General features: G+C 58.9%; 20 protein-coding genes and 1 pseudogene. 8 read left to right on the forward strand and 13 right to left on the reverse strand.

The window, feature by feature from the left end; genetic code table 11:
- Nucleotides 1-1,208 precede the first annotated feature (1,208 nt).
- The gene (locus ABIC09_RS24310; protein WP_354110818.1) at nt 1,209-1,751 is read left to right on the forward strand and encodes a helix-turn-helix domain-containing protein; all 543 of its coding nucleotides are present in this window, start codon (nt 1,209-1,211) and stop codon (nt 1,749-1,751) included.
- 154 nt (nt 1,752-1,905) lie between these two features.
- Nucleotides 1,906-2,622: a response regulator transcription factor gene (locus tag ABIC09_RS24315; protein ID WP_354110819.1), complete on the forward strand. Its 717-nt coding sequence runs from the start codon at nt 1,906-1,908 to the stop codon at nt 2,620-2,622.
- A gap of 167 nt (nt 2,623-2,789) precedes the next feature.
- On the opposite strand, the gene ccmD is transcribed toward ABIC09_RS24315, so the two are convergent.
- From ccmD to hemA, 3 genes are all read right to left on the reverse strand, one after another.
- Nucleotides 2,790-2,969 carry a heme exporter protein CcmD gene (gene ccmD, locus ABIC09_RS24320; protein WP_354110820.1) on the reverse strand — a complete coding sequence of 60 codons (180 nt, stop codon included), beginning with the start codon at nt 2,967-2,969 and terminating at the stop codon, nt 2,790-2,792.
- 3 nt (nt 2,970-2,972) lie between these two features.
- Entirely contained in the window at nt 2,973-3,704 is a 732-nt protein-coding gene (locus ABIC09_RS24325; protein WP_354110821.1) for a heme ABC transporter permease, read from the reverse strand.
- Between the two features lie 116 nt (nt 3,705-3,820).
- Entirely contained in the window at nt 3,821-5,098 is a 1,278-nt protein-coding gene (gene hemA / locus ABIC09_RS24330; protein WP_354110822.1) for a 5-aminolevulinate synthase, read from the reverse strand.
- 293 nt (nt 5,099-5,391) lie between these two features.
- Between hemA and ABIC09_RS24335 the strand changes: the two genes are divergently transcribed.
- Nucleotides 5,392-6,747, forward strand: coding sequence for an ammonium transporter (locus ABIC09_RS24335; RefSeq protein ID WP_354110823.1), 1,356 nt, complete (start codon nt 5,392-5,394; stop codon nt 6,745-6,747).
- Nucleotides 6,748-7,088: 341 nt separating this feature from the next.
- Here ABIC09_RS24335 and ureG read toward each other — a convergent pair whose 3' ends face one another.
- The 10 genes from ureG to ABIC09_RS24385 form a co-directional block, all read right to left on the reverse strand.
- Nucleotides 7,089-7,757: an urease accessory protein UreG gene (ureG, locus tag ABIC09_RS24340; RefSeq protein WP_354110824.1), complete on the reverse strand. Its 669-nt coding sequence runs from the start codon at nt 7,755-7,757 to the stop codon at nt 7,089-7,091.
- Nucleotides 7,754-8,395, reverse strand: a complete 642-nt coding sequence (locus ABIC09_RS24345; protein ID WP_354110825.1) for an urease accessory protein UreF — start codon at nt 8,393-8,395, stop codon at nt 7,754-7,756. Before ABIC09_RS24345 ends, ureG begins: the two co-directional genes overlap by 4 nt.
- Nucleotides 8,396-8,480: 85 nt before the next feature.
- Nucleotides 8,481-10,184, reverse strand: coding sequence for an urease subunit alpha (gene ureC / locus ABIC09_RS24350; RefSeq protein WP_354110826.1), 1,704 nt, complete (start codon nt 10,182-10,184; stop codon nt 8,481-8,483).
- Between the two features lie 44 nt (nt 10,185-10,228).
- A complete protein-coding gene (locus tag ABIC09_RS24355; protein ID WP_354110827.1) occupies nt 10,229-10,537 on the reverse strand; it encodes an urease subunit beta in 309 nt (102 codons plus the stop codon).
- On the reverse strand, nt 10,534-11,115 hold the full coding sequence (locus tag ABIC09_RS24360) for a HupE/UreJ family protein (protein ID WP_354110828.1): 582 nt from the start codon (nt 11,113-11,115) through the stop codon (nt 10,534-10,536). Before ABIC09_RS24360 ends, ABIC09_RS24355 begins: the two co-directional genes overlap by 4 nt.
- A 7-nt stretch (nt 11,116-11,122) precedes the next feature.
- On the reverse strand, nt 11,123-11,425 hold the full coding sequence (locus ABIC09_RS24365) for an urease subunit gamma (protein ID WP_354110829.1): 303 nt from the start codon (nt 11,423-11,425) through the stop codon (nt 11,123-11,125).
- A gap of 27 nt (nt 11,426-11,452) precedes the next feature.
- Nucleotides 11,453-12,352, reverse strand: coding sequence for an urease accessory protein UreD (locus ABIC09_RS24370; RefSeq protein WP_354110830.1), 900 nt, complete (start codon nt 12,350-12,352; stop codon nt 11,453-11,455).
- A gap of 111 nt (nt 12,353-12,463) precedes the next feature.
- Nucleotides 12,464-13,726, reverse strand: coding sequence for a beta-propeller fold lactonase family protein (locus ABIC09_RS24375; RefSeq protein ID WP_354110831.1), 1,263 nt, complete (start codon nt 13,724-13,726; stop codon nt 12,464-12,466).
- A 73-nt stretch (nt 13,727-13,799) separates the two neighbouring features.
- Nucleotides 13,800-14,378, reverse strand: a complete 579-nt coding sequence (locus ABIC09_RS24380; protein WP_354110832.1) for a cytochrome P460 family protein — start codon at nt 14,376-14,378, stop codon at nt 13,800-13,802.
- A 33-nt stretch (nt 14,379-14,411) separates the two neighbouring features.
- Nucleotides 14,412-15,008, reverse strand: a complete 597-nt coding sequence (locus ABIC09_RS24385) for a cytochrome P460 family protein (protein ID WP_354110833.1) — start codon at nt 15,006-15,008, stop codon at nt 14,412-14,414.
- 250 nt (nt 15,009-15,258) lie between these two features.
- Between ABIC09_RS24385 and ABIC09_RS24390 the strand changes: the two genes are divergently transcribed.
- The 5 genes and pseudogenes from ABIC09_RS24390 (at nt 15,259) to ABIC09_RS24410 (ending at nt 18,124) form a co-directional block, all read left to right on the forward strand.
- Nucleotides 15,259-15,879 carry a sulfite oxidase-like oxidoreductase gene (locus ABIC09_RS24390; RefSeq protein ID WP_354110834.1) on the forward strand — a complete coding sequence of 207 codons (621 nt, stop codon included), beginning with the start codon at nt 15,259-15,261 and terminating at the stop codon, nt 15,877-15,879.
- Complete coding sequence (locus ABIC09_RS24395; RefSeq protein ID WP_354110835.1) at nt 15,869-16,630, forward strand: ferredoxin reductase; 762 nt, start codon at nt 15,869-15,871, stop codon at nt 16,628-16,630. The genes ABIC09_RS24390 and ABIC09_RS24395 overlap by 11 nt, the downstream gene beginning before the upstream one ends.
- Before the next feature lie 26 nt (nt 16,631-16,656).
- Nucleotides 16,657-16,869, forward strand: a pseudogene (locus ABIC09_RS24400) (hypothetical protein); the annotation flags it as partial.
- Between the two features lie 59 nt (nt 16,870-16,928).
- The gene (locus ABIC09_RS24405) at nt 16,929-17,486 is read left to right on the forward strand and encodes a sigma-70 family RNA polymerase sigma factor (RefSeq protein ID WP_354110836.1); all 558 of its coding nucleotides are present in this window, start codon (nt 16,929-16,931) and stop codon (nt 17,484-17,486) included.
- Nucleotides 17,483-18,124, forward strand: coding sequence for an NrsF family protein (locus tag ABIC09_RS24410; RefSeq protein WP_354110837.1), 642 nt, complete (start codon nt 17,483-17,485; stop codon nt 18,122-18,124). Before ABIC09_RS24405 ends, ABIC09_RS24410 begins: the two co-directional genes overlap by 4 nt.
- Nucleotides 18,125-18,216 lie beyond the last annotated feature (92 nt).

The raw sequence follows: 18,216 nt of genomic DNA on the forward strand, positions 1-18,216 counted from the left end.
CCGCCTCCCGCCAATCCATCGCGAAGAGAATCATATGTACCGGCGATCCGCTATACTTGCTTGCAAGCAGTCAAAAGATTCACACCCTCTGAGGGTGGATGGTCCCTGGACGGTCGAAAGCGAACGACCCCGGCCTCGCTCCCAGGCGGCCAGATTAGCTCCGGGGGCCCCCAGGAGCGGATTTCGCGGCCCCGCTGCCCGGAGGCGCGTTTCCTCCGACGACAGGCCTGTCCGCCCAGACGATACTGGTTTGGGTGACCACCCTTTTGCGGGCAAGCAACTCACCTTTTACGTCAGCAACCTCCGACATGCCGGCGGCCTTGGTGGCATCCGATAGTGCAACCTGCGTTTCATTTCGTAGATCAGCGCGTAGGACGACCCTGGTCAGTAAGGTGGCAGCTTTGAGACCCCGGCTGCGATCTTCAGCACTCGCGGCCGAGATCTCGCGGATGCTTACGTGAGTCTAGGCCGACTATACGAAGCCGATCTCTGATGACAAAGTTGATATACGTGTGTGCGGCGGCAGAAGATCGTTTGGCCTACTCGAAGACGCTTCGCACCTGTTGCGTACGCATGCGTTCTCTATCTCCCTACGAGGGTCCTTTACGCGGGTCCAACATCGTTTAACTCAGCATTTTTCAAATTAACACCTGATCGATCCCCGGCCACGTTAGAACCACGATGCAGAAGAGCTTGAGCGGCACATCGCCGCTACGCCGGCAATCGAGTGAGCCCGGCGCGCTCTCACGAGATTGGAAACGGGAGTGATCATGGTGGAAACGTTCGGAGCGGGTCGACGCGACGAAGTCGCGCGATGGTCGGAGCCGGATCTCGCCGTAGCGGACCAAGACCTCTTGGCCAATAACGGAAAATGCACCGTTGCAACCCTTGATTCGAGGAATGGCGCTGAACTTGCGAGTATCTCCCCGGTAGACACTGTCAGGAGATCGATCTCCGGCGTTCCTACCTGCTTTACGGAGACTATATCTGTGCCGGCTCGCACTCGAGCTGCGATCTCGTTCGCGGGTCCGCTGCACTTTCTCGTTCTCTATCACGAGGGGTGTCGCGGAGATGGGCAGGCGACGGTTTCGGGATGTCCAGCTTCGAAGCTGCGAAGTGTGACTAGCCGGCTCACGTTTGTGCCCGCCGGCAGTCACTTTCGCGAAGTGTATGAGGCTCGTTCGACGACCAGGGCTACGTTCCTCTACTTGGCTGCAGATCAGCGCGAGGAGACAGAAAGTCCCCCAACCGCCAACGTACACTTCGAGGACCCGCTGGTCTGGGGAACGGCGGCAAAGCTATCGCAGGCGCTTGAGAGCGGTGCAGACAAGCCGCTGTCATACATCAATGCTCTCTCGAAGGTACTTCTGCACGAGTTAGCTCGTGCAGACGTGAGTGGGTGCCGGTCAACCATTGTCTGCAAGGGAGGCCTTGCAAGCTGGCAAAAGCGCGCCGTGATCTCCTACATTGAAGATCATCTCGCCGACCAAATATGCCTGACGACTCTCGCTGAGTTGGTCAAGTTGAGCCGACACCATTTTTGTCGAGCGTTTAAGCAGTCATTTGGAGCGCCGCCTCACCAGTATCACGTGAAGAGGCGCATTGAGCACGCCAAGCAATTACTAGCGGATGGTGACATGTCGATCACTGATGCCGGCCTGGCCGTCGGATATTCGCAAGCAAGTTCTTTTAGTCTCGCCTTCCGCAAGATGACGGGTGAGAGCCCAAGCAACTATCGGAGAGGAGCCTGAAGGATGGCTGAATCATCGGCCGCGCTCATCAGTGCGACTCCTTCGGACTGCGGAGCAGGCGAGCTCTGTTGGGAAGGCAAAGGCATCCGCGCCTGGCGGCGACTTGCAACGAGAAGGCTTGTCCGCCGCAGTGGCACGATGCTCGGTGCGACTTATGACCGCTGACCTGCCGTTCATCGCTGTTATCGATAGCGACGCGTCCTTTCGAGCGGAACTGGAGATGTTGCTCGGAGGGGCTGGTCTTGCGGTCGCGCTTTTCAGTTCGGCCGAGGAGTTCCTTACGAGAAGCTGGTCTCATTCACCCCATTGCATCGTACTAGATGTACGATTGCGAGGAATGAGCGGCCTCGACCTTCAATCCCGACAAGCAAGGGCTGACCGCAAGACGCCCTTGGTTTTTCTTACCGGGTATGACGATGTAAGGACTTCCGTTCTAGCCATGAAAGCCGGGGCTATCGACTATCTTGTCAAGCCCATTCAAGACGAAGAGCTGCTCGATGCAGTGAACCGTGGCATCGAGCGCGATTGTGCGCAGCGGTTGCAAAAACAGACGCTCGACGAGTTGCGCGCTAAGCTCGCGTCACTATCGGCGCGCGAAAGAGAGACGTTGGTATTGCTCTCATCAGGACAAGGACCGAAGGAGATTGCGGGCAAATTGGGAGTCTGCACACACACCGCTCGTGTTCACATTGGCCGGACCATGTGCAAGATGGGGACGCGTACTATCGTCGATCTGGCGCGGATGACGGATATGCTTGGATTCTGCCAGGCAAACAGACAATTCCTTCCCGCGGCATTCTGGGGCGCGACTGCTGTGGAGATGAGCCTAAAGGCTCAAGAGCCCGCAGCTCTTGCCGCTCTTCAGCGGTAGGGCGACGCCATCAATCTTCGCCTGGCCGATCGGCGCCGACGGACTTCTCGAGGGATCGCCGCCATGGAGCCGCAGCAGGAACAGCCCGGCAAGCCCGAGAAAGATGATCAGCAGTATCTCCGCCGGCCAGCGCCGGCCCAACGACGGGGATTCCGTCGACTGCTCGCTTATCGGACGTCTCTCGCGCTGCGGCGAGAGCGCCGCGTCAAGCCGCTGGCCTCGATCACCTTGAGGCGAGCCCGCTGTCGGCGATAATCGACGACAATCCAGATGATCAGCAGCGCCACCACGGTCGTGACCAGTGCGTAAGACGCTACGATGAACAGAGCATAGGTACCGAGCGACATGAGTCATGCCCTCGGCGCGCTGGCTTGCATCATCTGCAGGCTGCGGACGCGCCGGCGCAGGATTTCGTTGCGCATCGCCGCCAGATGCAAAGTGATGAAGAGCAGCGTGAACGCGAGCGCCATCACTAGCAACGGCCACAAGAACGCCTCATCGAGTGTCGAGCCGCCCATCCGGATCACGGAGGCCGGCTGGTGCAGCGTGTTCCACCAATTGACCGAGAACTTGATGATCGGGATATTGATCCCGCCCACCAAGGTGAGGATCGCCGCGGCCCGTGCCGCCCGCGAGGGGTCTTCCACCGCTCGCCACAACGCTATCAGGCCGAGATACATCAGAAACAGGATCAGCACCGAGGTCAGCCGTGCATCCCACTCCCAGTACGTGCCCCACATCGGCCGGCCCCAAAGCGAGCCGGTACCCAGTGCAAGGAAGGTGAAGGCAGCCCCGACCGGCGCTGCAGCCTTCGCAGCGACATCCGCCAGCGGATGGCGCCACACCAAGGTACCGAGCGCGGCCACGCTCATGACACCCCAGACGAACATCGAAAGCCAGGCGTTCGGGACGTGAATGAACATGATCTTGACGATGGCGCCCTGCTGGTAATCGTCGGGCGCTATGGCCGCTTGGTAGAGGCCGATCGCGAGCAGGATCGCGGTCATACCCGCGAGCCATGGCAGGATGCGCCCGGTTAGCGCCAGAAACCTGGTCGGATTGGCCAGCTCGGTCAGCAACACGGCTCTCCAATCCCGATCGGAACGGTCATGCACCGTTGCTGTCTTGCGCGCCTGCTCTGACAGCGTTTCGGGATTCCCAGCCACTTTGAGATCGGCTTCGATACACCACCCATGGTTTAGCCGGCGCCCGCCATGTCCGCGACGTGAGCCACCTCCATGGTACGAAATGATGCACGCAGTCCGCCGACGGAATCTCTGACCAACGAGCTCGACCAGATCTCAGCGAGCGCAGTCGTCAGGCGCTCGATGTCTAGCTCCGAATGAAATGGCGACGCGGTGATGCGAAGTCGTTCTGTGCCGCGTCGGACCGTCGGGTAGTTTATGGGTTGAATGTAGATGTCATAGTCATTGAGAAGAATGTCGCTGATCTGCCTACAAAGGTCGGCGTTTCCAACCATTACGGGGACAATATGGCTTGGATTGCGCAGATGCGGCACGCCGATATTGTCAAGCCGAGTCCTCAGCCGAGCCACCCGACTGTGCATCGTTTCCCGTTCAGTCGAACTTGACTTGAGGTAGCGTACACTGGCGAGAGCTCCCGCCGCGACGTGTGGGGGCAGAGCGGTAGTAAAAATGAACCCTGACGAATGACTTCGCACGAAGTCGCACAACGCTGCAGAGCCTGCTATGTAGCCGCCAACAACTCCAAAGCCCTTGGCCAACGTGCCTTCGATCACAGTCAGCCTATTGCTCAGACCCTGTTGGGCGGCAACGCCACCACCCTGCGGTCCGTAGAGACCTACAGCATGAACCTCGTCCAAATAGGTCATGGCGCCATACGCGTCGGCAACATCGCACAGCTCGGCGATCGGCGCGATATCCCCGTCCATGGAGTAGACCGATTCGAAGGCAACCAGCTTGGGCGCATCTGTGTCGACCTCCGCGAGCTTACGCGCAAGATCGGCGGGGTCATTGTGTGCGAAGATTCTTACCGGAGCACGGCTCCCTCGGATCCCTTCGATCATCGAAGCATGATTCAATTCGTCAGACAGTACCACACAACCCGGCATGCACGACGCAAGTGTGCCAAGCGCAGCCCAATTTGAAACATAGCCCGAAGTAAACAGAAGCGCCGCCTCCTTCTGGTGAAGATCTGCGAGCTCACGCTCGAGGAGCACGTGGTAATGATTGGTTCCTGAAATGTTGCGCGTGCCACCAGCCCCCGCGCCGCAGCGGTCGAGCGCCTCGTGCATCGCTGCAAGCACGGTCGGATGCTGCCCCATTCCAAGATAATCGTTCGAGCACCAGACCGTTACCTCCCTTTTCCCATGGGCGGCATGGTGTGTGGCGCGAGGAAACTTACCCACCACGCGCTCTAGATCCGCGAAGATCCTGTAACGACCCTCGCTACGCAGTTCTTCCAAGCGCTTGCAGAAGTACGCGTCATAGTTCATGGGACACCTCAAGCTGAAACCGACGCTGCCCAACATTTGGCGGCATCCGCACGCTGTCTTCCAATACGGCTCCGGCGACGGAAGACGACAAGCCGGTCAATCACCACGGTAATCCAGGTGCGTGATGTCGTCTTTGGCTGCATTGCTGCGATCGTGTAAAAGTTGTCGAGATCCGTGGATTGAATTCTGAGCGGACCGGACGAGAGAACTGCACGACCTGCGGTCCGAAGCCCGCAAAGACCCTTCCGCTTGCGGTGAATGTCTCAAGTTTGCTGGATTGTGGAGGACCTGACTTGAAGGTCGAAGGGATGCACAGCAACTTGCAACCAGAACCTCCGCTATCGTTCTATTTGCAAGGCGCACGGATCATGATGGTCAACTCGCTCGATCTCAATGTCGGAAACACGGCATTCATGCTCGTGTGTTCGGCCTTGGTGATGCTGATGACACCCGGCCTCGCGTTCTTCTACGGCGGTCTCGTTACGAAGAAAAACGTGCTGACGGTCATGATTCAGAGCTTCGCGTCTCTGTGTTGGACAACGATACTCTGGTTCGCCATTGGTTACTCGATGTGCTTTGGACCGACCTGGCACGGAATAGTGGGTGACCCGACATATTTTGCCTTCTTGCACGGCATCAACTTGAAGACGATTTACGCAGGAAACAACGCGGGAGTTCCTCTCGCGGTACACTTCGTATATCAGATGATGTTCGCAATCATCGCCCCGGCCCTTATAACCGGAGCATTTGCCAATCGTGTGAATTTCGGCGCGTACTTGCTCTTTCTGACCGCGTGGCTGATTTTTGTTTATTTTCCGTTCGTCCACATGGCCTGGAGTCCCGACGGCCTGCTTTCGAAGATGGGGGTGTTGGATTTCGCCGGCGGTATTGTTGTGCACACGACAGCGGGGTTCGGCGCTCTGGCCTCCGTCATGTTCGTAGGACGCAGATGCGACACTGCAGATACGCCTCACAATGTGCCATTGATGGCGCTGGGTGCCGGATTGCTATGGTTTGGTTGGTTTGGCTTCAATGCAGGATCGGAAATTGGCGTCGATTGGACCACTGTCCTAGCCTTCGTAAACACGCAGTTGGCAGCGGCTTTCGCCGGATTCACCTGGCTCATTCTGGAGTGGACCAACGTTAGACGCCCCAATTTTGTCGGGCTACTGACCGGCGCAATTGCGGGTCTGGCGGCAATCACCCCCGCTGCGGCGTACGTGTCATTCGATGTCGCGCCCTTAATCGGCGTTTTGGCTGGACTGGTCTGCTACTACGCCGTTGCGGTCAAGAAGATTGCCGGTTGGGATGACGCGTTGGACGTGTGGGGGGTACACGGTGTCGGTGGAGCGATGGGCTCTATTTTGCTTGGAGTGTTTGCCACGAAGAGCTGGAATCCGAACGGGGCGACGGGCTTATTGTCAGGTGGTACTCAATTCTTTGTTTGGCAATGCATCGCCGTTTTTGCATGTGCGTGCTGGGCGTTTGCCTTTAGTTATGCGGCGCTGTGGGGAATTGACCGCGTCACTCCGATTCGCGTGGATGCAGAAACAGAGAAGCTTGGACTGGACGCTCGTATCCTAGGAGAAGCAGCTTACTCGGACGAGCGATTTCGGCCCCGCAATCCGCGTAGAGATATCCCGATTTAAGGTTGCGGCGAACGCGCACTCTCTTGCGATCCGACGTCAATGGCGCCTGCGGCCTGACACTCCGGCGCAAGCCGCGACAAGTCTTGCGGACTTGCACTGGCCGTGCGCAACGTTCATCCGGACAAAGGACGCTGGTTCAACAAATCCATCCGGCGCCAAGACCAGCAAGTGGTTTCATGACGCACCGGTCGATTTTGAAGTTCTCGAGATGCCCGCGGTAGCCATCCTCCCGGCCAGTCCGAGAAGCCGCATTAGCCGATGTTCTGCTCGGGCGCGCGCCGACGACTGGGCCGCGCACTCTCCGAAATCTCACCTGACGCTGGTTGATACATCGACGAGGCTTACAGCGCCTTCGCGTCTAATCCGCCCTTCTGAAGAATAAAGGCCGCAATCTCGGCCAGCCCCAGCCCACTCTTTAAATTCGAAAAGACGAAGGGGCGCGTGTTGCGCATCCTTCGCGCATCCGCTTCCATGATCTGAAGATTGGCTCCGACCAGAGGAGCCAGGTCGATCTTGTTGATGACAAGAAGATCCGACCGGGTGATACCCGGACCGCCCTTACGTGGAATTTTTTCACCTGCGGCAACATCGATCACATAGACGGTCAGATCGGCCAGCTCCGGACTAAAGGTCGCCGCGAGATTATCCCCGCCCGATTCCACGAAGCATAGCTCTGCTTGAGGAAATCTTGCGTTCATGTCCGCGATCGCAGCCAGGTTCATCGAGGCGTCCTCGCGGATCGCGGTGTGCGGACAGCCTCCGGTTTCCACGCCCATGATGCGTTCCGCCGGCAGTGCTTGCGCGCGTGTGAGAATGAGCTGGTCCTCCTTTGTGTAGATGTCGTTCGTAATCACGTAGATCTCGTAGTAGTCCCGGAGGTGCTTGCAAAGCGCCTCTACAAGTGCCGTCTTGCCAGATCCGACTGGCCCCCCAATTCCGACGCGAAAAGGGCCAAATGTCGAAATGACGCTATTGCGATGAAGCTGGTTCTCACCGTGTATCGTTGTCATGACCGAAACAACCTCGTGTATTGGGTCTCATGCCGGATGGAAGCGAGCTCCACGTTGAAGCCTGCGGATCCGATCTCGTCGAGCGATGCATCCGAGGCCTGCGCGGAAAGCGACAGAACGGATAGTTCGAGTTCGGAAACTGCAAATTGACCATCGGTTTGGCCAAGAGGGATCAACCTGACACCCGCACTGACCAGATTGGCGATATAGCTGTGCAGGAATGCCGGCAGAGCCAAATCAATTGGGATCTCTTCGGTGGCTGATCGCACTCCGAGGACTACGGCCGGGGTTAGGGATATCTCCATACTTGATAAGAAATCGAGCGCGGGATCGGGCCACGTCTTCCTAAGCGTCGCTAGGCAGGCACCAGCTTGCTGCGCCGATTCAAGCGCGAACTCCGACGTTCCACGGGATGCGGCTGCGAGTTGAGCCACTTCAACGAGCGCCGCTGGATTGTCGTCGACCGTATGGCGATACGCCTGGCTGAAAAAGATCGCTTCGTTACGACTCGAGCCGTATCGAAGGTCCGCATCCAACCAGTCGATCAGGCTGTCGCGGCTGTCAACATCTCCGGCCTCGACCGCCCACTCAATGCCGTGCGAGTAGCTGTACGCCCCGACGGGAAACGTCGGCGACAACCACGTTTGTAACCGCAGTAGTGATCGAGGCGAACAGGAATAGCGACCGCTACCCTCATCGGCATGTGAATGAGTTTCCGGCATGTCAGTAGATGAAGTAACGCTGAGCCATAGGAAGAACCTTTGCGGGTTCGCAGGTCAGCAGCCGGCCATCGGCCCTCACCTCGTAGGTTTCTGGATTGACTTCCATCCGTGGGGTCGAGTTATTCAAGACCATCGAACGCTTGCCGATCTTCCGCGTGTTCGAAACCGGAAGGAGCTTCTTTGCCAACCCGAGCGCCCTCGTTCGTTCCAGTGAGGCCTGGCTGACGAAGGTCACCGAACTCTTTATCAGTGACCGACCGAACGCTCCGAACATGGGCCGATAATACTCCGGCTGCGGGGTTGGAATGGACGCGTTGGGGTCACCCATTATCGCCGCAGCGATCGTGCCGCTCTTGAGCACCATATCGGGCTTCACTCCGAAGAACATCGGATCCCAGATGACAATATCCGCCAGCTTTCCGACCTCGATCGAACCGACGTAACTGGATATGCCCTGAGCAATCGCCGGATTGATCGTATATTTTGCGACGTAGCGCCGAGCTCTGAAGTTGTCGTGTTCACCGCTCTCTTCCGATAGACGCCCGAATTGCTTCTTCATCTTGTCCGCGGTCTGCCAGGTCCGGGTTATTACCTCGGCAATGCGTCCCATTGCTTGGCTGTCGGACGACACGATCGAGAACGCGCCCAAATCGTGTAGAATGTCTTCCGCCGCGATCGTCTCCTTGCGAATCCGGCTTTCGGCGAAGGCGACGTCCTCGGGAATGCGGCGATCGAGATGGTGGGTGACCATCAACATATCGAGCGCCTCATCGAGCGTATTGACGGTGTAGGGCCGCGTCGGGTTGGTCGAGGCAGGAAGCACATTCTCCTCGCCGCACACCTTGATAATGTCGGGTGCATGGCCGCCGCCGGCGCCCTCGGTATGGAAGGTATGGATGGCCCGCCCCTTGAAGGCCGCGATAGTGGCTTCCACAAATCCGCCCTCGTTGAGGGAGTCGGTATGAATAGCAACCTGGACATCCATGTCGTCGGCCACCGAGAGACAGCAATCGATCGCGCTTGGGGTCGCCCCCCAGTCTTCGTGCAGCTTCAGGCCACAGGCTCCTGCTTCAATCTGTTCGATCAACGCAGCAGGTAAGGTTGCGTTTCCCTTGCCAAAGAACCCGAGGTTCATGGGAAACGCATCGGCGGCCTCTAGCATCCGCTCGATATGCCAGGGTCCCGGCGAACAGGTCGTCGCTGTCGTCCCGGCCGCCGGGCCGGTGCCCCCGCCTATCAATGTGGTCAGCCCGGAGAAGAGCGCTTCTTCGATTTGTTGAGGGCAGATGAAGTGGACATGGGTGTCGATCCCACCGGCCGTAATGATCTTGCCCTCGCCAGCGATGATCTCCGTTCCCGGACCAATCACGATGTCCACGTTAGGCTGCACATCGGGATTTCCGGCCTTGCCGATAGCTGCGATGAGCCCGTCCTTGATCGCAAGGTCCGCCTTGACGATCCCCCAATGATCTAGGATCAGCGCGTTGGTGATGACGGTATCGACCGCTCCCTCGGAGCGAGTTCGCTGGGATTGCCCCATGCCATCGCGAATGACCTTCCCGCCGCCGAATTTCACTTCCTCGCCATACGTCGTGAAGTCCTTCTCGACCTCAATGACAAGATCCGTATCCGCTAGGCGAACCTTATCGCCGACTGTGGGACCGAACATCTGCGCGTAAGCCGCGCGGCTCATGGTATTAGGCATGCGCGGTTACCTCACCGGAACCAATTTTGCTCGACTTTCGGGCCTCATCGAAGCGAGCCCATTACCGCACCGCGGAATCCAAAAATGAGGCCGTCGCCCGCATAGGGGATCAAGGACACCTGCCTTGATTGTCCTGGCTCGAACCGAACGGCGGTGCCCGCCGGAATGTCCAGACGATGACCGCGCGCCGCCTGTCGATCGAACGCCAGCGCCTCATTGGCCTCGGCGAAGTGATAATGGCTGCCGACTTGGATTGGCCGGTCGCCGGTATTGGAAACCTCGAGCACGACGGCCGTACGATCCTTGTTGAGGACAATCTCGCCCGGAGCGGGGAATATCTCACCCGGAATCACGGCAATTCTCCTCGGGAGACCGAGCTGGTCGTCCGCCTCCCGAACCTCTTGCGTTCACCCGCGATCTTTTCGAGGGAACGCCGTATGCTCAGGCCGATGGCGATACCGGCCACGTGAAGGGATGCCGTAGAGAGCGTAAAGCCCGCAGCGTACGAGGCTAGATCCGCGCCGGCCGCCTCCGTTCCATGCACGTGGCCATGGAAAACGGCGAACAGACCGACGACCGCGCCGCCGAGCCCGATGGGCAGTCGGATCCGAAGCGCAGCAAACAATCCGAGCAGGACGATCGACGTCGCGATCGCAGGCTCGACAAAGCCGAGTTGCGGCCCCCACGCAGCAGCAGCGAAGCCGCTTAGCATCGCTACGATGAAGATGGCGGGCCACGCCCAGATCGCGCGTCCACCGACGAGTGCGCCCCACACTCCGACGAGTGCCATGACAGAGGTATGGTCGATGCCGGAAAGCGGGTGGATAACACCGGCCGCGAACGAATGCGTGTCGCCGTTGTTTGGATGAGCAAAGGCGAGAACCAGAATCGCGGCCGCGAGAACCGTGCATGCTAGAGTGGGTCGCATCATCAGGCTCCTATCGAATGGGATTGTGAATGGGCACCAGCTTCGTTCCATCGGGAAACGTGGCTTCCACTTGCATCTCGCGGATCATTTCCGGAATGCCGTCCATGACCTGATCTTGGGAAAGAATCGTGCCGCTTGCGGACATAAGCTCAGCCACCGACCTTCCATCGCGAGCGCCCTCCATAACGAAATTGGAGATGAACGCGATGCTTTCCGGGTAGTTGAGCTTGACACCTCTTTCGAGCCGTGCCCTGGCAACCATCGCGGCGACCGCGATCATCAGCTTGTCTCGTTCTCGGGGCGTCAGGTTCATAGGGACCTCTGCTTGTCTCGATTCGGTTCAGCAGGACCACATTTTCGGCACCCTGAAGGGTCCTGGTCCGAGCTCTCGTGCGAAATGGTGAAGCATTTTGGTCAGGGCGCCTCTCAAGTCGGATGAGCCCCTGGAAGCGAGCCGCACGACGATCAATCCGCCGACCATCGTCACCGCAGTATCGCACTGCTGCGACTGCACGGCATCGCGAAGCGTCTCCAGTCTACGATCCAGGTCGAGACCGAAGTAGATCAGGGTACCGATGGTCCTGCGGTCCGAGAGCAACGACTTTCTGCTGAGGTGCGGAAACGTGCAGTCGCTCACAAAGAAGCTATCCGCCCAAATCAACCGGCCGTCTCGTCGTACGAACCAGCTATCGCGAATATGTCCGCTTCGAATTTCCTCTGCATGGGCGGCGCGGCCGAGTACAAGCCATTCAAGCGCCATAAGCTCTGTACCTGAGTGCAGATCTATTTCGATCTGTCGGCGGATTCGGGCTCGGTCGAAGATGATGGTCTCCTGCGGGAGCCACGCCAACTTTGCCGTGTCGCGAATCTTCAGTCGGGTGGAAACACGTGCAGGCTCATCCAACGCCCGATAGACTTTCTCGGCTGCCTGCGTCGTCACCGCGACGCGCGCATCGCCGATCGCACTGATGTCGAGGTCGAATCGGTCTCCGCCGGTCACACCGCCCGCCGCGTTGACGAGAACGGCTTCTCGCGCGGTATCATCCGAAATCTGAGGAAACATGATACGCGTCGGAAATTTCTCGTAGATGTTTACGACACGTGCCGCTCGTTTTCCCCCGTCAAAAACGATACGACCGACTCCACTTGCCCGCTCCAGGTCGGCATCGCGCAGTATGGAATGCGCCGACCTGGCGTTGCCATCGGTCCAAGTTGAGCTGCCGTTTGGTGTTTCGAACATCGCGAGATCAGATACCGAGAAGGAAGCTGGCGCCCAGCGCAACGACACAGCCATCCGGAGAGGGGCGTGACCACTGAACAGTCGGTCACGCCCTCCGCGGTCGGCGGCGTATCAGAAGCCCGCCAGGCCTTGCGGACAGTTGTACGGAATCTTCACGTGGCTGACTTCCTTGAGCGAGCCATCGGTCTGCGTGGCGTAGCACACCAGCTTCGCGGCGTTGCCGTAGATCTGGTAGAGATACGCGTCGTCCGGGCTGAGCCAGCTATCGGCCGGACCGCTCGTCACGGTGCCGTTCAGGCCCCTGGCGGTCCCGTCTCCAGGAACCTTCGGGCACGCCGGATCGCTCGCGATCTCCAGACCCTGACCGTTGATGCGGTAGCTGCTGACATTGCTGTACCCGAAGTTCGTCGCGTACACCATCTTGTCGTCAGACGAAACGGAGGCCCAGCATAGCTCGGTCGGCACGCCGGCACTCGTGTCGATCTTGACAAGCGGCCCGATGTCGACTCGACCGTCGTCGTCGATGGTGCCCATGGTCATCCCGTCGCCGACGGCATATCCGATGACGAATGTATTGGGCTTGGAGTGCAGGAAGGCGATGTAGAAGGGAGAGCCACCCTTCCCGTCGACGAACCTGCCGGTGCCGAGAGAGCCGTCTTCGCCGATCGGGAAGATGGCAAGACCATCGGGATCCGGAGCATTCGACGCAATCGAGTGGTATGCGCCACCCTTTCGCTGAACCCAGAGAATGGGCGAGCCATCCGGATACAAGCCGGTGGTAACAATCGGCTCGTCGAAGGTCGTACCGACGAAGAGATGCTTCTGGTTCGGCGACACGACGACCATGGTCGACACGCGGTTGGTTTTGTCGTGGGTGTTGATGGTGTGCCGCTCGGGACGCAGCGAAAGCTTGCCGTCGGCGCTGACCGACATGACACGAACATGATCCGGCCCAAACGAGTGGAGCACATACAACGTCTTGCTCGAGGACCTGTAGGCAACCGACTTGGCCGTCCCGCTCCTCCCCTCGACCGGATTTCCCGTCGACTTGACGTCGATCAGCTTCAGCTTGCCGTTGTCACCGATGCCGAAGCTCGACACCGAGTTGTCGCCGCCGTTGGTCGTAAAGAGAAAACGCCGATCCGATGTAATGACGATGCTGCTCGCACCCTCGAACGCGTTTGGCGCGCTGTCCTGCCCGCTGATCGGCTTGAACACGCCGGAGCCCGCGCCACCCGTATGCACGCGCTCCAGTTCTGTCAGCATGCCATTCGCGCCACGCTGATAGTGGATGATCGCATTCTCGATCTCGTTGGTCTGAATATAGAGATGCCCGGGCTGTCCCTTTGACATCATCGTCGATTCGTTGGCCATCGCGTTGCTCCTTCGTCAGTATCGATTAAGTTCTCGGGGGGTGATCTGGCTCGATGCGGGCGTCCCCGGCGCGCTACCGCTTCAAGACTGGATAGCCATCGACGTAGACCCAGTCGGTTGCCTGGGCCGGTACATGGCAGGACTTGCAGTTAAACTTGTAGTTGGTCGACGTCGTCTCCCTCGGATTCGTCGTGTCGAACCACGACCAACCCCAGCCGTCCCCCCACAAGGCGTTATCAGGAAAGCGACTGGCGTCACCTTTCACCATCACAAACCATCCCTTGAGATTGTCGGCACGGCTTACGGACCCCGTCGTCATCTCGCCTGTTGTTGCGCCGTAGACCTCCTTCACAAGCACCGTGCCGTCGGGGAAGTGACCATCCTTGCGGTACGCGTCGGCAGCTTCCGGTGACGCAAAGACGACGTGGATTTCCTTTGATCCCCCGCCGCTACCGGCAGCTATCGCCCAGCTTCCCAAGAACTGATAGGATGTGCGATAATCGCCGGGCACACGCAGATTTCCGCGCACGTCGACGACGGCCTCCGCCATCGGATCGCGATCGAATGCTTCGGCGGCCTGCCAACCTTCGTGTGTGACGACGATGGCGATTCCGACGACGATCAATGCGCTCGCGGCAACCACTGCTCTCATCCCTTTGTCCTCGCCCGGTCGACGCTCGTTCGATCACTTGTCCAACAATGGATAGAACTGGGTCCAGACCTCGTCCTTCTTGGCGCTGGCGATATGGCAGTAGGCGCACTCGCTCTTATCCTTTACTTTGGCCATCGGCGCCTTCGGTTCATGATGATTGAAGTTGAAGTACCCCCAGCCGTTCGTGGCTGCGAAGCGCTTGGAATCCTTCACGGTCGCGTCGGCGCCGTTAAATTTCCCGGGGAAATAGCCCCTGCCGGATGGTTCGGTGCGCGATCCGTCCGGATTTTCGCCCGGCAACGTCAACTGCAATTCCTTGAAAAGGATCGTCCCCTCGGGGAACTCGCCGGTCTTCTGGTAGATCTCGTACGAACCAGGCTCGATGTAGACGTTGTGAAATTCAGGAAAGTTGGCTTGGCCGCCATTCAAGCCGTTCGGCGTCAACGGCGATCCGACATAAACCCATTCATGAAAGTTCTTCGGCAGAAGCAACTGTCCGTCCGCCGTGTACTCCGGCAAATAGCGCTTCACCGATTGGGCGACGCCGCTTTTTAGCGACCCGAATAGCAAGGTCGCCGCGAACGCGCTCGTTGCGATGACCACGGAAACTGCGCGAAATCCAATACGCATCGTTGCCTCTCCTGCTTTCCTAGCCGACGTCTGGTCTCGTCGATGGGCGACGAGCTTTCATCAGGAATGCTTGGGATACAGGACGGGGGCGCATCGCGCGCGTCGGCTATTGCCATCACTTTATCATTCTTGGCGTAACGAGCGCGGCGGCTGTCGACATCCGGGCGCCTGTGCATCACGTCTAGTTGCCGGACGCTCGACGGCGAGTGCGCGCGGGAGCCGCCCTAACTCGGATCAAAGGAAGAGTTACATGGACGAGGATCACATCTCACACGGCTTCAGACCCAAGAGACGAAACGAGACGCAAAAAGAACGCGTCCCGCCCGGACAACATGTGACGGTTGACTTCCCGATTCTTTCGGCAGGACCTACGCCACAGATCAAGATCGAGAACTGGAAGCTGGCTCTCCAGTTGGGCGGATCCTTGGTTCGCACCTGGAATTGGCAAGACTTAGAGTCGCTGCCGCAGACTACGATCAAGACCGACATTCACTGCGTCACCAAATGGTCCAAGCTCGATACAAGCTGGCAGGGGGTCACATTCGACGATCTCTTCGATAGCTCGGGCATCTCACGACCCCTTGAACCCTACATCATGGCTCACTGCGATGGTGGATACACCACCAACGTTCCCGTTGCGGACCTTGTCGGCGGCAAGGGCATGATCGTGACCCGATATGACGGGTTGCCGATTGCGCCGGCGCACGGCGGTCCGGCCCGGCTGCTCGTGCCACACCTCTACTTGTGGAAGAGCGCCAAGTGGATACGACGGCTTCGCTTCATGACGGCGGACGAGCGTGGCTTCTGGGAGTCACGCGGGTATCACAACTACGGGGATCCCTGGAAGGAGCAAAGGTACGATGGCGATTGAATCGACCGCGTCGTCGAGACAACGACTGGAGTGGCAGTTCCTGACGGTCCACGACATCGTCGTCGAAACGCCTCGCGTCAAAACCATTCGTCTGAAGGCAATCGGATGGGCTGGACACCTTCCCGGCCAGCACGTCGACATTCGGCTCACTGCGGAAGACGGTTACCACGCCGAGCGCAGCTACTCGATTGCCTCTCCACCCGGCGATGAACTGCTTGATTTGACCGTTGAGCGAGTTGAGGACGGCGAGGTATCGCCCTATCTCCTCGACACACTTCTTATCGGCGATCGCCTCGAGCTGCGCGGTCCCATCGGCGGCTATTTCCTTTGGACAGGCACCGAGAATAGGCCATTGTGCCTTATCGCGGGTGGATCGGGAATTACGCCGCTGATGTCGATGCTTCGCCACCGGTACAGGGCGACGAACCGCTGCCCCGCTGTGCTCATCTACTCCTCCAAAAGCTTGCAGGATGTCATCTATCGCGAGGAAATCGGTGAGATGATCCGCCGAGATACCACCTTACACGTTGTCCAGGCACTCACCCGCGAGATTCCACCCGACTGGACCGGCCATAGAGGACGGATCGACAGGAACGTGCTTGCTGCCAATTGCTTCGCGCCTGCCGAAGAGCCGGCAATCTATGTGTGTGGCCCCACAGGGTTCGTCGAGAGCACCGCGGCGACGCTCGTTGAGCTTGGATACGAGCCGCTCGGTATAAGGACCGAACGCTTCGGCCCGTCGGGCGGATAGGTCGACGTGGTGCGCCCGCTCCTGATACCGGCTCGGAGATCATGCAGCGCATCGCCGTTCCGATGATCGGCGGCATGATCTCGTCGACCCTGCTTACGCCGATCGTGATTCCGGCCATCTTCAGCCTGGTCAAGAGATTTCGGCTGCCGAGCGAACCGAGTGCGCATGCCTTGGCCGATAAGGCCAGTCGTGATCCGGTCGCCGGACCGGTCCCCGACCGTCCTGAAGCGGCGGAATAAACTGCTCGTACCCTGTGACTAAACCGGCGATACCAGCGAACTAATTGAGATACGCAGGCATGACGACCGAAGAGATTGACCTCAAATCCTTGATGCTCGCCAGTCTCGAAGGCAACGCGGCCTCGCACCACGCGTTGTTAAGCCGACTGAGCGGCCGATTGAGGGCATACTACCGGGGCAAGCTTGCCAGAATTGGGAGGGGAACGGCAGAGGCCGAGGATCTAGTTCAGGAGGCGATATTGGCCATCCACCTGAAGCGACATACCTACGACCCGGCCGAACCCCTGACACCGTGGGTGCACGCGATAGCGCGGTACAAGTTGATTGATTTCCTGCGTCGAACCCGTGCTTCGCTTGCCAATGTGCCGATAGACGAGGCCGATGCCATCGCGGGACACGACGACAATGTAGACGCCGAGAGCACCCTCGACATCGGGAGACTAATGGAGCGGCTTCCAAAAAACATGCGATGCTCTATCGAGGCCGTGAAGCTGGACGGATTGAGCATAGCTGAAGCGGCAGCGCGATGCCGAATCTCAGAGTCGGGGGTCAAAATGAGTATTCATCGAGGCCTCAAGACTTTGGCCGCCATGATTGCCCGGGAAACCAAAGCATGAAGACCGATGAGCTGGTTACCCTTCTGAGCACAAACCTTGAGCCGGTCGATCGCCGGTCGATCGCGCGAACGCTGTGTGTCGCTCTCGCCGCAGGTTCGATCGTGGCGCTGGCTCTTTCACTCGTCGGGTTGGGCTTGCGCTCGGATCTGACCACGGCCCATGCCTTCATCTTTCTCGCAATAAAGCTCGCCTTCGCATTCGGGATCGTCGGTCTCGCGCTGGTTTACTTGACAAAATTGGCGCGTCCCGGTGGGGAGCGGAAAGCTCCGTCGCTCCTCGTCATAATTCCGTTTCTGGTCATCATGGTGCTTGCCGGGATCAGCCTAGCGATGGCGCCCAGTTCGCACTGGGAAAAGATGATGGCGGGCGATCAGTGGCTGGAATGCCTGATTTCCATCCCGATCATTGCGATAGTCCCCTTCGCCATCTCGATGTGGGTCGTACGAAAAGCCGCACCGACGGACCTCGCGCGCGCAGGCGCCTTCGCCGGCCTTGCTGCAGGTGGGGTAAGCGCGATGGCATATGCGCTTCACTGCACCGACGATTCATTGCCGTTCATTGCGGTTTGGTACGGCGGCACGATCGTCCTGTGCACCCTGGCCGGCACCGTATTGGGACCGCGATTGTTGCGTTGGTAGTCAAGTGTCAGGCATCACGTCAGCGTGAGTCTGTGACCGCCGGAGACTTTGCTCCGAACTCACCATTAGAAGCGCAATCGAGCTCTTCGAAC

Origin of the sequence: Bradyrhizobium sp. S3.12.5 (assembly GCF_040548225.1) — a bacterium.
Taxonomy (GTDB): Bacteria; Pseudomonadota; Alphaproteobacteria; order Rhizobiales; family Xanthobacteraceae; genus Bradyrhizobium; species Bradyrhizobium cytisi.

Coding starts and splice junctions, on each gene's coding strand:
- ABIC09_RS24315 (WP_354110819.1), top strand. CDS start 1,906: ATGACCGCTGACCTGCCGTTCATCGCTGTTATCGATAGCGACGCGTCC.
- ccmD (WP_354110820.1), bottom strand. CDS start 2,969: ATGTCGCTCGGTACCTATGCTCTGTTCATCGTAGCGTCTTACGCACTG.
- hemA (WP_354110822.1), bottom strand. CDS start 5,098: ATGAACTATGACGCGTACTTCTGCAAGCGCTTGGAAGAACTGCGTAGC.
- ureG (WP_354110824.1), bottom strand. CDS start 7,757: ATGACAACGATACACGGTGAGAACCAGCTTCATCGCAATAGCGTCATT.
- ureC (WP_354110826.1), bottom strand. CDS start 10,184: ATGCCTAATACCATGAGCCGCGCGGCTTACGCGCAGATGTTCGGTCCC.
- ABIC09_RS24360 (WP_354110828.1), bottom strand. CDS start 11,115: ATGATGCGACCCACTCTAGCATGCACGGTTCTCGCGGCCGCGATTCTG.
- ABIC09_RS24365 (WP_354110829.1), bottom strand. CDS start 11,425: ATGAACCTGACGCCCCGAGAACGAGACAAGCTGATGATCGCGGTCGCC.
- ABIC09_RS24370 (WP_354110830.1), bottom strand. CDS start 12,352: ATGTTCGAAACACCAAACGGCAGCTCAACTTGGACCGATGGCAACGCC.
- ABIC09_RS24375 (WP_354110831.1), bottom strand. CDS start 13,726: ATGGCCAACGAATCGACGATGATGTCAAAGGGACAGCCCGGGCATCTC.
- ABIC09_RS24380 (WP_354110832.1), bottom strand. CDS start 14,378: ATGAGAGCAGTGGTTGCCGCGAGCGCATTGATCGTCGTCGGAATCGCC.
- ABIC09_RS24385 (WP_354110833.1), bottom strand. CDS start 15,008: ATGCGTATTGGATTTCGCGCAGTTTCCGTGGTCATCGCAACGAGCGCG.
- ABIC09_RS24390 (WP_354110834.1), top strand. CDS start 15,259: ATGGACGAGGATCACATCTCACACGGCTTCAGACCCAAGAGACGAAAC.
- ABIC09_RS24395 (WP_354110835.1), top strand. CDS start 15,869: ATGGCGATTGAATCGACCGCGTCGTCGAGACAACGACTGGAGTGGCAG.
- ABIC09_RS24405 (WP_354110836.1), top strand. CDS start 16,929: ATGACGACCGAAGAGATTGACCTCAAATCCTTGATGCTCGCCAGTCTC.
- ABIC09_RS24410 (WP_354110837.1), top strand. CDS start 17,483: ATGAAGACCGATGAGCTGGTTACCCTTCTGAGCACAAACCTTGAGCCG.